Raw genomic sequence first — 13325 nt, 5'->3', positions numbered from 1 at the left:
GCTATCCCCCCAGTGTGACCGCAAATAAGTGCATATTGTGGCAGTCAGGCAACTTTAACCTCACTGCTTTTCTATTCTGATCCAGCGGATATTGTGCGGCAAAAATACTTGCAGTAAAATCCCAGAGTTTTACACCATCTCTCATTCTGGCGGCAGCATTTCCACTCCAAGCTTTTTTTTCTTCGCTGCCCGGTGAACTAGACCAGTCAGACATGGTGATTCTTATCTCATCCTTCTCCCCACCCTCATACTCAATCTCCAACACCTCGCAATAGTTTCCCCATTCCGAGCACTCCAGCAGCATTATGCTTGTATAGTATCCTGCAGGCACTGTGACAACCTGCCCACGACAGGATACATTATCATTTGCACCATCCTTTATATCAGGGAATCGGAATCTCATTCCGTCAATCACCCACTCATGCTCCATGGGCAGTCCTCTTGTCAAAAAGTACTCTCCCTTTCCGGTTAAGTCTGCCTCACAGCTTTCGGCCAAGGAGCCGCCAAATCCCTCATTGTTGAGTAAGCCGGATAAATCTACAACCACTTGATTCTTTATGCAGTCCGAACCCGAGAGTTTTCTTTTTTCTGTATAAAGCCTGCTGACAAGCGAAACCAACTCACTATCAAGTTCATTGACCTGAGCTATCATCAGCTTTCTTTCACTGCTGTTGATACTTTTACCCCTTAGCGCATTGGTCTGAATCTTTGACAAAAGATTTCCCCTGATGCCCAGGTATCTGTTTTTAAATTCAAAATAATCCTGATATTTGCTCTTATACAGCCCAATAAATTTAAATGCCATCTCAAAAACTGAGAATAGAATAGACAGTGAGCCGTGAAAATTTCTTCTGATAAGAATCATATCGTTTTTCAATGCGTCCGCATTTGCATCAAAATTTTCTATTAAATCTGCCAGCTTGCTTCTGGTAAAATCGTAGCTATTCAGGAAGTCTGCTATTAATTCGTCATAGCTGCCGACCTGTGTTTCAGATATTTTTTCCATGCTGAAAACCGTATCAAATAGAAACTGTCCATTTTCCCTGAGCAAAGCATTTGATTTCATCCAGATGTCGGAAACCATATCTTCCGTCAGGCGCAGACGGAACAGTGCATCTGCCTTTATTTCAGGCTGAACCTCATCTCTGGTAATTGTACATTCCCTAATGCCAATTACGGAAGTTTTGGAATTATACTCATTGACCAGTACTCCGTGGAGTAGATTTCCACCTACATCATCCATATAGTTCCTGTCGTAAAACAAGTGTTTGTAAAATGCAAAAAATATTAACGGGTGCTGGTTATCAATATGGTATTTAATTAATTGAATCACCTGCGAAGCATCTTCTACGTGATTAGGTTTTAATTCCAGGCCTAATTTATTCAAAACGACGTTCCTTCCTTCTATCGGATTTGCAATAAATTTAAGCCAGTCTTCGGTACCCGCTCCGGTCCAGTTCAAAAAAAGGGTGGTATAAAAGCAATAATAAAAATAGTTAGCATAGCTATAAAAGCCCGCCGCACCCGCAACAGGCAAGTCGATACAATTAACTTGCCCTACGTTAAAGCCGTTTTTATAGTAATCAATATTCAAGGACTTAAAAATTTTAAATCACCTCGCACTGTATATTCCTTTTTCATTCTCAAGAATATATTGCTTACTTTCATGAGTTTGCAAATTCTGCTTTGACTGCATTTTATGCCTTCGTTATCTAATTTCCCAGTTATTCTGATCCGGCAATAGAGACTGTTACAACAATCCGGTTAGATCATACTTGCTTTTAAACAATTCAAAATGCTTTAACGAAAGGCTTTGAGCTTGCATTACCAGTTCCTTTGCAATATGGATTGTCCCTTCTTTTCTTATCATGGAAGCAACATTTAATAAAAATCTTGTTTTTATTTCTACCGCCTTCTCCTGCTGGATCACCTTGCGCTTTTGAGCCAGCCTTACTGCCTCATCAAGCCCCTTCATGATGACTTCGCATCTGAGTCTGTTAAAAGCCTCCATACCGCCTGCCCTGTCCCTTGAGGCACTTCCGCTCAGTTTCTGAGGCACCCTGTACAAAGTGGGAATTTTCGGTGAATATACTATTTTTGCTCCGCTTGCCGAATATCTTAGCCAAGTATGGGTGTCTTCGTGAAATCTCACTTCTTCCGGAAAAGGAAAAGTACATGCCAAGCCTGTTTTTACATTTAAAGCTGATGGAATAGTCAAGTTGTCCCTTTCGATGGCTATGTCTATCCAGATATCATAGCCTTCTAATGGTGCCCTTTCCATATCATTCTGCATAATTCTAATTCCTTCGATTAATCTGTCTTCCGGAACCCTGCAATTTTCTTCATCAATTACATCAAAGGTTGAATAGATTACCTGTGCTTCGGGATCCTTCAGGAAAATTTCCCTGACTTCCTCTACCCTATATTTTGATGAAATATCATCGGAATCCATATAACAAATAAATGCACAGCCGTCGTCGTAAGCTCTTCTGATTGATTTATTCCTTGCGGCACCCGGCCCTGTGTTGGTATCCGAAAAAGTCACCCGAATATCCGGATATTTGCTTTCCAGCTGCGACAAATAATCTCTATCCGGCATATAAGGAGAGTGATCGTCGGTGATATAAATACGCCACCTTTTATCCGTCTGCATAAATACGCTTTCTATGGCACTGTCAAGGAACCTGCGTCTGTCCGGTTTTCCATCACTCCAAAAAGGAATTACAAATGCCGCATAGCCGTCTTTCACCGATTGAAGATGCTTATTCATATGACCTCCCTGTGAAAGCTATCATTGCAGAATTTTTCAGGTGGTTTTTACTTTCATAATCTTGATATTCCCGTATCTTGGATGACAGGTTTTTAAGATTGAAACCGTCCACATACCTCTGAATTCCTCTTTTAATGTTATCCTTTACATATCTGTCAGGATCTTTGCAAATCTCAAATTTTCTCAAATTATCGAACAGAATACGACGGGCCTTAATCAGACTGTCTTTAGAATAGAAATAATGTCCGTTCACACTGATGATTACTTCTTTAAGCATCGGATCATCAATCATGCCCATATCCGTTTTTTTATTCGGAACCCATTTCATCCACTTGCCTGATTTCTTAATATCAGAAAAAACAGTTGAAAGAAAATTGGATTTTTCAACTCCATTTACGTCATGCAGAGAAAAAAATTCCTCTTCCATTTTATATAGCTTTATCAAAGCCTCGGTTTCCCGCTTTCCAAATTCAGGGGCAACATTTGCCATCCCGATTCCTAATTCGGGATGCAATTTTAAGCATGCGCTGTCCAGATAGTCAGCATTATGCTCCTTTAGAATCATTCCATACGCATCCGAGATTTTTTTCAATTTAACGACCGTTTCCATGTCAAATTTCCCATAATTTTTGTCCATGCGTATCAGTGTTCCTGTATTGCCTACAATAAAAGCAGGCCTCGGCATTTTCCTCTTGTCTGCTTCGCTGACCATCAACTCCACAAATTGCTTGAATTGGCTGATTGGCAGGTAATCCTCCCTTGTTTCCTCCAGACTCACTTCGTAAACAGTATGGTTCATAGACCGATTGGCTTTGTATTTCTCTATAGCCGCCAACAGCTTTATAACTCTGCCAACTGCAATATCACACGGTACCATTCCCGGAAAATCCGGATCCTTGGATGTATCAATATGCAAAAGATCAAAACCCGCTTCCAGATCATATGTAAAAGAATCTGTTGCATTCTTCATACTTTCATCAAATGGAATTTTTCCTGAATACTCTTCATCCTTTTGCCATGGCCCCCCATGATCCCTGCCCTTGAAGACCACTCCGTCATAATGGACCTCTTTAATTTTACTATCTATATAGGAACTGAAATCGTAAGAGTCCCAGGATTCCACATAGCCGCCTCCCAGTTCATTTTTTTCTATCTGGTTCCGGCTGGCAATAAAGCAAAGGGGGAAATCATTTTCCATTGCAGATTCTATAGAAGCATCAACAACAGTTTTGCTCATGGGACCAATGCCCAACAAAGTAACCTTTTCATTCATTCGTCTTATCGACTCTATGGTCTTGTACAATTTTTTTCATCTCCATTTTAAATAAATTAGTTTTTTGTATCGGCGACGTGAACCTTATAAATTTTGCAGCCATGTATAGATGCTTTTGTAATTGTTATTGAACAATAAAGATCCTGCGGTTATAATATCAGCCCCCGATTCATAAAGCTTTGGAACTGTGTCGTTCCTGATTCCTCCGTCGACCTGGACTTCAATCCGATAATTGTTTTTATTAATCACCTCCTTTAGAAGTCTCACTTTCTCATAGGTTCCTGGAGATATGGAGACACCTTTGATTCCTATCTCAGTCCCCATCACAATTACATAATCAATGAAAGACAGGTAGTCTGATATTTTCTCCAATTCCTCTTCCGCTTTCAATGCAATGCCTGCTTTTTTGCCGTTGCTTTTCAGACAGTGAATCGTCTTTGCCGCATCTTTACATGTTTCAGGATGTATAATAAAAACATCTGCTCCTGTATGGTCAAATAGATTGATCATTGTTTCAGGGTTATTAACCATCAAATGCACTTCAAAAGGTTTTTTTGAAATACCGCGTAAAGCTTTTACCATATCCGGCCCGAACAGAAGATTAGGTACAAAATGCCCGTCCATAATGTCAAAATGAAAGGAATCGCAGTATTCTTCGACCTCGCTGAGGCTTGCCTTAAGCTGGGACAGGTCCGCAGACCACAAAGAACAGGACATTTTTATCTTGTTTTTCATGAGATACCCCCCTTATTGAGTTAATATAACGAGGCAAGAAATGTCCCCCACTTCTATAAGTGGCGAGTACCACTTCGGTTTTCAGGCGGTGAGAATATCTCCCGCCTCGTTGAATCTAGGCGTTATAATTTTGGGAAATTCGTAGCTATTGTTATTAGCGACTTTTAGGTTGACCATACTACTGATTTTTGAAGTGTTTCAAATATTGCCCACGTTTGATGATATTTCTTTAAGTGCATTTATTGTTGCTTCTATTTCAGAAGCTGTATTGAATACGCCAACACTGAACCTTACTGCTCCTGTAATTGAAGTACCTAATGTATCATGGGCTACAGGAGCACAGTGCATACCGGCCCTCGTCCCTATGTTATAGACCTTGTCCAAAACATAGCTTATTTCACTGGATGGTACACCCTTGAAATTAAGTGCTACAATACCAGAATTTTTTTCTATATGATTTTTACTGTACAGCTTTACATTTTTTAGTTCTCGGACACCTTCAAAGAGCACTTTAACAAGTCGGTATTTATGCGCTCTTATATTTTCAATGCCTTGGCTATTTATGAAGTCAATGCCATAGCCCAGACCCACTATACCCTGTGTATTCACGGTTCCGCTTTCCATAAGGTCAGGCATGAATTCAGGCTGTGTAAAATTCTCAGAATTACTTCCAGTTCCACCTTGCAGGATAGAGTTAACTTTCAGTCCTTCCCTGATATACAAGCCCCCTGTCCCAACAGGCCCCATCAAGCTTTTATGCCCGGGAAATGCCAACATACTTATATTCATATCCTCAACATCAATGTTTATTGTTCCTGCTCCCTGTGATCCATCGAGCAAGTACATTATCTCGTTTTCACCGGCTATTTTCCCAATATCCTTAGCAGGCAGAAGTATTCCGTTTACATTTGACGAAAGGGTAGCTACTATTAGCTTTGTGTTTTTTTTGATGCTTTTTTGTATATCATCAGGGTCAATTTCACCGAATACATCACCCCTGACAACTGTGACTTCAACACCAAGGTCCCTTTCAAGCAGCTTAAGTGGTCTCATAACAGAGTTGTGTTCAAGGCTTGTTGTTATTACATGGTCTCCAGCTTTAAGGCTTCCCTTAATCGCTATATTCAAAGCCTCAGTAGCATTTTTTGTAAAACATAATTGCATGGGATTACTGATATTAAAGAACCTGCTTACTTTATCACGCGCTTCCATTACAGCCTGTCCTGACTGTATTGACATTGAATGCCCACCACGGCCGGGATTTGCGCAATATTCACGCATACACCTGTCCATTTCCTTATACACCTTCTCAGGCTTAGGGTAAGTAGTCGCAGCATTATCCAGGTATATCATTTGAACATAACCTCCCTTAACATACTCCATTTATTACAATAAAATTATTTTCACTCTTGTCTGTCTTAATTTTTGCTGCTTCACTATTTCGTACCGTTGAAAATCTTTTGCACAAAAATATTCAGTGTCGGCAGCACATTATTTTATTATTACTATTTAGTTTATCAACCACTTCGGAATAGTCCATGTGAAGATAAGATTTCATTCACCGCCTAATACAGAAAAAATTAAATGTATTTTTCAAATGTTTTTTTAATTTTATTAATGGTATTAACATTTTCCAACAATAAATCTTCATCAACCAACTCAATATCGAATTCTCCTTCAAGCAAAATCATTGCTTGTATTCCCTTTATAGAGTCAAGTCCATATGGACCAATATCCTCATCATCTCCTATTTGTGATAATACATTAATATCCACATCCAAAGCCTTGGATAATATGTTTATAACGTCACTCCTTCTAACCTCCATTACGAGATACGCCTCCTGCTCTAAATAAAAAATGTGTAGCTATAGTTAATTCAATTTACTATTAATAAACGCTCCTAGCACCAGTGCCTCATCAGCGACTATACTATTTACTTCAACTTTTTTTTCAGATAAAAGTTGCTTTCCCAAAGATAAACCGGAATCGCTGATTTTTACAGCTTTTGTACATGCCATTCCCGGCCTTGGCGGAGCTGGAACAATCTCGGTCTTTATTCCGTTATCACGCATTATTTTATCAACCAGCATCATTTGACCTGTATTTTTCGCAATTATCAAATATGATTTGCCCATTATCTTCACTTCCTTATAAAACCTTAGCTATCTCAATAACTTTAGGTATCTTTACTCCTTCCATATGCCTATAACAAAATTCATAAATTTCCGCCTCGCTTATGCCGATACCCGCTTTGGGTGTAACAGTAGCCCTTATTTTATGCCCTAATATATCATCCTGAACTCCGTCCACTTTAACGGACTGCACTTTTTCGTTTTTCAGGATAACTTTTTCTATCTCGGCAGGATAAACGTGAAAGCCTCCCTGGTTTATCATGTTGTCAGCCCTGCCTGCCCAATATATGTATCCCTCATCATCCATATATGCCAAGTCGCCGGTCTTTAAGCCATGAGTAGTAATAACTTCACTGGTTAATTCAGGCGAGTTGTAATAACCAAGCATGACATTAGGGCCTTGTACGTAGATTTCACCTATTTCTCCCGCTTTGACTTCATTTCCGTTTGCATCAAGAAGCTCTACAGTGCAGTATTTAACCGGTTTCCCTACTGAACCTGCTTTTCTCAACATATCCTCGGGCTTTAAATAAAGCACCCTCGGCGATGCCTCTGAAAGCCCGTAAATATAATAGAATTCTACTCCCTTGTACATGCCCAAGAGCTGCTGTACATCTTCTTTTATCAGCTTTGCAGCCCCGGTCTGGATATACCTTAAGCTGGTTGTAGAATATTTTTCTTTCCTTCTGTACTCAACAATCTGGTGAAGCATTACCGGTACAGCAAAAAAGCCTGTAACCTTATGATCCTGTATTGCTTTAAGTATGATGCCTGCATGAATGATACCATTTAGAATTACAATCTTAGCCCCTACTGAAATAGCGGCAATTATCTCTCCTGTTATAGTGCCAACTAATGCCATTGACTTTAGAATAAGTATATTGTCTTTATCAGACATTTTAAGGTATTCGATAATTGCCTCCATATTAGAAAGGATATTTCCAGTGGACAGCATAATACCCTTTGGCCTCCCATGCTTGTCCGACATATAGAAAATAGAAGCCATTTCGTCATTAAGCCATATTGAGGCGGTAAAAGTTTCAGGTAGGCTGCAATCTTTCACAAAATATGCAGCTTGATTGAAGGCATTATTACATACTTCCGTACTGTCATTACAAAGGAGGATGCTTTTTACAGATGGTATTGCATAAGAATCGATTCCAGCTATAAATTCACTTAAGTCACTCTTGGTAATTATAGCTTCTGCACAGCAGTGCCTGATAATTTCCTGCAGCTTTAAATCCTTTGCTTGAGGCGATACCGGTACAAAAACCATTCCTGCCATATTTGCTCCATAGATTGCCGCAACAATGTCCACAGAATCCTGCAGGTATATAATTACCTTGCTGCGCGGCTTCAACCCAATGCCAAGAAGCTTTTCTGCTATTTTCTTTGAATAACTGAGGACCTCGGAATAAGTATATGTAAAACCGGCCGAATCAGTCACAGCTGCCTTTATACCGTATCCAGACTCAGACTTAACTAGAGTATCATAAATATTCATGGCAGTTACCTCGATTCCAGCTTACTTGTGACATACCCTGTGATTAAATCAATGTTAGCAAAGTTCTGATGGCTGAGTGAGCTGGTGTCCACCTCAATGTCAAACTCGTCTTCGAGATTTATAATCATCTCAACCAGCCTTATTGAATCAATACCATGATCCCTTCCAATCCATGATTCTTCTGTAACATTGTCGGCATTTATTAATGCGTTTTTAGCAATAACTTTCATTACTCTTTCCTTAATATCATTCATTTGAAAAGCCCCCTTAAAAATTAAGCTGCCATATTACTCAATATCTACAAATTATTTGTAGCGCTCATTAATAATTTTTATTCTGCCATCCTCTACGGGCGAAACTGTTCCTTTTCTTTTTATGTAATCTCCCAATACATCCTTCAATAACCCATATGTGCTTAACAGCTTGGATTTTTGAATTTCCTCATATCCGTCTCCTCCGTAAAACAAATAATCATTTGTCGCAACTTTGTAAGTCTTTTCTTTATCTAATGGAACTCCGTCCTTTGTTACGCTTACAAGTCTTTCCCCTGCCATCTTTGATGCATCGATTACATAATTTATTCCTGAAACCTGCAGGAATCCACCGTTAAAGACTGTAGGATACCCCCTTAACCCTCTTTCAAGAGCCTTATATATCATATCTCCCTTCATTTCAACAACCACAAGCGAATTTACAAAAGGCAGCACTTTACCGATTTGATACATGTTTAATTCACCTTTTGGCATGCTCTCTCTTATTCCGCCTCCGTTCATCAGTGTCAAATCCGCACCTCCAGTTTCTCTTAGTGCATCAGTCAATAAATTCGCAAGGTTTGTTTCCCTGGACCTCACCTGGGTTCTTATACCGTTTAAGACTACATCTGAGCTTCCCACTTTTATTTGGGTACTTTTTAATGCTTTGGTATGATATGCTTCAGAAACCTTTTTGAGTTCAGAATCTTCCTTGGAGCGGTCAGTTGTCGCCTCTACTTTCCAATCAATTTTTGCTACTTTTCCTCCCTTGAAATATATTTCGGCCACTCCAAGATGAGTAGTAAAACTGCCTGCTTCAGCCATGTATGTGTTATTAACTTTCTTTGCAGTTTTATACAAGTAGTGGTAATGTCCACATAAAATCAGATCTATTCCGTCAACTTTTTGGATAAGATTTTTGTCAACATCGTCTCCTAAATGTGAGAGTAATACAATTGCATCAACCTTACCTTTTAATTCCGAAACAACTCTCGCCGCGCATTTAATGGGATCATCAAACGTAACTGAATTATCGTGAACGAAATTTAAAGAAAAAGGAGTTGTAAGTCCAAATACACCAATTTTTTTACCATTGACTTCAAAGATTTTATATTCATCGAATACCTGTTTTCCATCCTTATATATATTAGCTGAAAGAATTGGAAAGTTAAGCTGCGATCTTATCTGCAGCAGTCTGTCAAAACCAAAGTTAAAATCATGGTTTCCCGGCACCATCGCATTATAGCCCATTAAATTGACACATTCTACAACGCCTTTCCCCTGATCTATATTCGCTTCGTTTGAACCATGGAACATGTCTCCGCAGTCCAAAAGCAAAGTGTTTTTATCCTTTGCACGTTCCTCCTTTACAAATGAGTTTAAAAGAGGAAGCCCCATAATGGTACTTAACTCGTCCAAGGTGTAATATGTACCGGTTTCATCATCATAGACCATGTGTCCATGGATATCTGCGGTATTGGCTATCGTGATTTTACTGTCGTAGTATCCGGCCTTGAGAAGTACCTGGTCGAAGCTTACATATTTGATTACAAGATATACTGCTGCTGCAATAATAATTAGTCCAAGTATTATTAGGTTGGTATATTTTTTTTTCATAATGTTTTTACCCCAAAATATTTATAAATTTTTTCAAAATGTTTATTATAATAATAAAACATTAGATTTTGATTGTCAGAACATAGAATTCCCGGTGCTTGAATAGTGTTTAAGGCCAAACAACCAGAATCTATATACAACTACGAACATAATAACCCCTACAACCGGCGTCATATAAAGATAGCCGCTCCAGAACATAGACAAATCAGGTTTCCTAAGAAAAAATTGTGCCGGGAAATAGCTTACAAATGCGAAGGGCACTATAAAAATAAGCATTTTCTGTATGATTCCCGGATAAAAGCTTATTGGGTATCCCGCAAACCTTCTGGAATTAAAGAATATAAGATTCCTTAAGTTGACCGTCTTGACAGCCCAAAAGCTAAAACAGGATGAAATCATAAAAAGTGAAGCCTGTATAATAGCACCTCCGACCAATGCCGCTATATAATATGTTATATTTTTAAAGCTCCAGTCAATGCCAACATTTGTGGCTGTCTTCATAAAAAGTATTATTCCTACTACCCCATGCCCTATTGTTGCGCAATAATCGACTCTGGAGGCAACAATCTGGTACATCAATCCCAAGGGCCTTATAAGATACCTGTCAAGCTCGCCGGAATAGACCATATTGTCAAAGTCCCGTATTCCGGTAAAAAGAAAAATGAAGAGGCTATAAGATAGGAATAAAAAGCTGTAAAGGAAAAACATCTCATTCATTTCCCAACCCTTTATTCTTATTAACCTGGTGAGGATAAGATACATGACTATAATACTCACCATTTCTCTGCAGAATACTGCAAAAGCTAGAAAAAACCTGTCAAACTTGTACTCCAAAGCTGATTTCAGATTTAATTTGGAGAACCGGAAAAACAGTGCCATCATGGAACTGAAAGAGTTATTTTGCTGCATAAAAATCAACCTCCTTGTACAACTAGTTTTTTTGTAGCCATTTTCCAAACTACGTGGCCGGCTATCATAAGCAAAGCTAACCATATTACCTGCTTCACTATGCCGAATATTATCTCATCATAAGGCAGCAGTCCTAAATAAATGGATATTGGTACAAAATAAATTGATTCAAAGGGAGTAAGTTTAGTAAAGGTATGAAGCCATTCTGGCAAAAACCATAGTGGAAAAAGCGCCCCTGACATTATTGATATCACTGCATCCTTTATAGTTATTATGCTAAATGTCCAATAAAACCAAAAAGAACTTAACCATACAATAAAATTAATACTGTACAAAACAAGATATCCAAGTATTGCACTTATGCAAAAGAGGATTCCCGACTGCAGGTTAAATGGCGGCAGCAGCTTGAATAATACAATTGAAACAATTAAAGCCGGAGTAAGCTGCATAATTATCCTGAAAGCAAGAGTGCCTATATTGTATGAAAATATATTCAACCTGAAACTCAGAGGCTTTAATAGGTCGGAAGATATCAAGCCACTGGTTATTTTGCTTTCTATCAGGTATTCTTCCATCATGAATATACTCTGCATAAGAAACCCGAGTATAATATAGGTCATAACAACCTTAAATTGTACACCACCGAGAACTTCTTCTTCTTCATATATTGCTTTCCAGATGGCGATATTGACAAATATCATTAATAGTGTATTAATCACGCCGGCAAAGTAATCAATGCGGTACACTATATTGTTCTGAAACGACTTTTTTGCAATCTCCAGGTATTTCCTCACCAATATTGATACCCCCCTCATAAATTTCTCTTATTATAGACTCTATTTCCGGTTCTTTTATGGTCAGGTCATGTATCCCATACTTAGAGGTCAACTCTGTGATCAAACCGGAAACTTGCACTTCTTCCTTATTAAACCTGAGCCATTTCTTATTGCCCTGTTGATCTGCAAGTTGTACACCTGAAGGCAGCTCAATATCCCTATATAATTGATTAAACTCCACAACCAAGGTTCTGTTTTTTCCATACTGGTTTTTTATATGGTCAGCGGTACCATCATAGATTATTACTCCCATATCGATTATTATCATTCTCTTACAGGTTTTTTCTATATCCAGCATATCGTGGGTCGTGAAGAGCATTGTAATATTCTTTTCTTTGTTAACACATTTTATAAATTCTCTTATCTTTTCCTTTGCAACAACATCAAGGCCAATTGTAGGCTCGTCGAAAAAAACTATTTCAGGGTCATGTATTAGCGATGCTGCTATATCCGCCCTCATCCTCTGACCAAGACTCAGTTGCCTCACCGGTTGGGATATAAATTCATTAAGTCCCAGCATACTGTTAAACGTGTTCATGTTTTCTTTGTATCTTTTTTCTGGAATTTTGTATATGTACTTCAATAATTCAAAAGTGTCTATCGCAGGTAAATCCCACCACAATTGAGTACGTTGTCCAAAAACTGCTCCAATTCTTGAAGCGTTCTTTTTCCTGTCTTTATATGGTGACAGGGCTCCTACGCTTATTGCCCCTGAAGAAGGTGACAGAATGCCTGAGAGCATCTTAATAGTTGTGGACTTTCCAGCACCGTTTGGACCAATAAAACCTACCATATCTCCCTTTTCAATTTCAAAGCTGATATTATCTACTGCCCGTTTTATCTTATACTCAGGCATAAGGAGACCTTGTACTGCACCTAAGATTCCTTTCCTTCTTACATTAATCTTATAATCCTTAACTAAATTGTTAACCATAATAAGTGCCATAGCTTCCTCCCCTTGTACTATTTTCTGCAAGCTTCCATCAGTGACTAATCCTCCGCAAAGCCTTCGATTACACCACGGGCTAATTGTTATAACGCCTAGATTCAAAATGAAATTTTTGGATTGTAGAAAAATTTCATTACATCAGCGGCGTTTCAAAGAGGCGGAAGATATTCTCACCGCCTGAAAACCAAAGCGGTACCCGCCACTTATAGAAGTGGGGGACATTTTCTTGCCTCGTTATATTTTTAATGCCAAGCTTTTTCATTAATGCAAATAATATAACCACTCCAGAGTTAATAACATCAGACTTTTTAGGATTCAAACCTATAAGACTTTTCTTTGAATATATTCA

Annotated in this window: 13 protein-coding genes; all 13 read right to left on the bottom strand. The window is 38.7% G+C overall.

Going from position 1 to position 13325, the window contains the following annotated elements:
* Position 1: 1 nt before the first annotated feature.
* The 13 genes from CLHUN_RS01750 to CLHUN_RS01690 all read right to left on the bottom strand — a co-directional run bounded on the left by CLHUN_RS01750 (position 2) and on the right by CLHUN_RS01690 (position 12973).
* Positions 2–1387 carry a hypothetical protein gene (locus CLHUN_RS01750; RefSeq protein WP_133051079.1) on the bottom strand — a complete coding sequence of 462 codons (1386 nt, stop codon included), beginning with the start codon at positions 1385–1387 and terminating at the stop codon, positions 2–4.
* 363 nt (positions 1388–1750) lie between these two features.
* Positions 1751–2770 (bottom strand): glycosyltransferase family 2 protein, encoded by a 1020-nt coding sequence (locus tag CLHUN_RS01745; protein WP_080062845.1) that lies wholly within the window; start codon positions 2768–2770, stop codon positions 1751–1753.
* The gene (locus CLHUN_RS01740) at positions 2763–4073 is read right to left on the bottom strand and encodes a class II D-tagatose-bisphosphate aldolase non-catalytic subunit (RefSeq protein WP_133051078.1); all 1311 of its coding nucleotides are present in this window, start codon (positions 4071–4073) and stop codon (positions 2763–2765) included. Before CLHUN_RS01740 ends, CLHUN_RS01745 begins: the two co-directional genes overlap by 8 nt.
* A 54-nt stretch (positions 4074–4127) precedes the next feature.
* Complete coding sequence (locus CLHUN_RS01735; RefSeq protein WP_080062843.1) at positions 4128–4778, bottom strand: ribulose-phosphate 3-epimerase; 651 nt, start codon at positions 4776–4778, stop codon at positions 4128–4130.
* Between the two features lie 198 nt (positions 4779–4976).
* Positions 4977–6131, bottom strand: coding sequence for an aminotransferase class V-fold PLP-dependent enzyme (locus CLHUN_RS01730; protein WP_080062842.1), 1155 nt, complete (start codon positions 6129–6131; stop codon positions 4977–4979).
* Between the two features lie 227 nt (positions 6132–6358).
* A complete protein-coding gene (locus CLHUN_RS01725) occupies positions 6359–6604 on the bottom strand; it encodes a phosphopantetheine-binding protein (protein ID WP_080062841.1) in 246 nt (81 codons plus the stop codon).
* Positions 6605–6649: 45 nt separating this feature from the next.
* On the bottom strand, positions 6650–6913 hold the full coding sequence (locus tag CLHUN_RS01720; RefSeq protein ID WP_080062840.1) for a putative Se/S carrier-like protein: 264 nt from the start codon (positions 6911–6913) through the stop codon (positions 6650–6652).
* 13 nt (positions 6914–6926) lie between these two features.
* Positions 6927–8414 carry a class I adenylate-forming enzyme family protein gene (locus CLHUN_RS01715; protein ID WP_080062839.1) on the bottom strand — a complete coding sequence of 496 codons (1488 nt, stop codon included), beginning with the start codon at positions 8412–8414 and terminating at the stop codon, positions 6927–6929.
* A gap of 5 nt (positions 8415–8419) precedes the next feature.
* Positions 8420–8668, bottom strand: a complete 249-nt coding sequence (locus CLHUN_RS01710; RefSeq protein ID WP_080062838.1) for an acyl carrier protein — start codon at positions 8666–8668, stop codon at positions 8420–8422.
* A gap of 51 nt (positions 8669–8719) precedes the next feature.
* Positions 8720–10282 carry a bifunctional metallophosphatase/5'-nucleotidase gene (locus CLHUN_RS01705; protein WP_080062837.1) on the bottom strand — a complete coding sequence of 521 codons (1563 nt, stop codon included), beginning with the start codon at positions 10280–10282 and terminating at the stop codon, positions 8720–8722.
* Between the two features lie 75 nt (positions 10283–10357).
* Entirely contained in the window at positions 10358–11191 is an 834-nt protein-coding gene (locus CLHUN_RS01700; RefSeq protein ID WP_080062836.1) for an ABC transporter permease, read from the bottom strand.
* A 5-nt stretch (positions 11192–11196) separates the two neighbouring features.
* Positions 11197–11985, bottom strand: a complete 789-nt coding sequence (locus CLHUN_RS01695; RefSeq protein ID WP_080063001.1) for an ABC transporter permease — start codon at positions 11983–11985, stop codon at positions 11197–11199.
* Complete coding sequence (locus CLHUN_RS01690; RefSeq protein ID WP_080062835.1) at positions 11924–12973, bottom strand: ABC transporter ATP-binding protein; 1050 nt, start codon at positions 12971–12973, stop codon at positions 11924–11926. Before CLHUN_RS01690 ends, CLHUN_RS01695 begins: the two co-directional genes overlap by 62 nt.
* Positions 12974–13325: the final 352 nt, after the last annotated feature.

Source organism: Ruminiclostridium hungatei, from assembly GCF_002051585.1.
Classification (GTDB): Bacteria; Bacillota; Clostridia; order Acetivibrionales; family DSM-1351; genus Ruminiclostridium; species Ruminiclostridium hungatei.
This window is presented reverse-complemented; position numbering and strand designations above follow the sequence as displayed.

What these genes read in the sequence shown, in the direction of transcription:
- CLHUN_RS01700 (WP_080062836.1), bottom strand. Translation starts at nt 11,191, where the DNA reads ATGCAGCAAAATAACTCTTTCAGTTCCATGATGGCACTGTTTTTCCGG.
- CLHUN_RS01720 (WP_080062840.1), bottom strand. Translation starts at nt 6,913, where the DNA reads ATGGGCAAATCATATTTGATAATTGCGAAAAATACAGGTCAAATGATG.
- CLHUN_RS01735 (WP_080062843.1), bottom strand. Translation starts at nt 4,778, where the DNA reads ATGAAAAACAAGATAAAAATGTCCTGTTCTTTGTGGTCTGCGGACCTG.
- CLHUN_RS01710 (WP_080062838.1), bottom strand. Translation starts at nt 8,668, where the DNA reads ATGAATGATATTAAGGAAAGAGTAATGAAAGTTATTGCTAAAAACGCA.
- CLHUN_RS01725 (WP_080062841.1), bottom strand. Translation starts at nt 6,604, where the DNA reads ATGGAGGTTAGAAGGAGTGACGTTATAAACATATTATCCAAGGCTTTG.
- CLHUN_RS01715 (WP_080062839.1), bottom strand. Translation starts at nt 8,414, where the DNA reads ATGAATATTTATGATACTCTAGTTAAGTCTGAGTCTGGATACGGTATA.
- CLHUN_RS01745 (WP_080062845.1), bottom strand. Translation starts at nt 2,770, where the DNA reads ATGAATAAGCATCTTCAATCGGTGAAAGACGGCTATGCGGCATTTGTA.
- CLHUN_RS01705 (WP_080062837.1), bottom strand. Translation starts at nt 10,282, where the DNA reads ATGAAAAAAAAATATACCAACCTAATAATACTTGGACTAATTATTATT.
- CLHUN_RS01730 (WP_080062842.1), bottom strand. Translation starts at nt 6,131, where the DNA reads ATGATATACCTGGATAATGCTGCGACTACTTACCCTAAGCCTGAGAAG.
- CLHUN_RS01690 (WP_080062835.1), bottom strand. Translation starts at nt 12,973, where the DNA reads ATGGCACTTATTATGGTTAACAATTTAGTTAAGGATTATAAGATTAAT.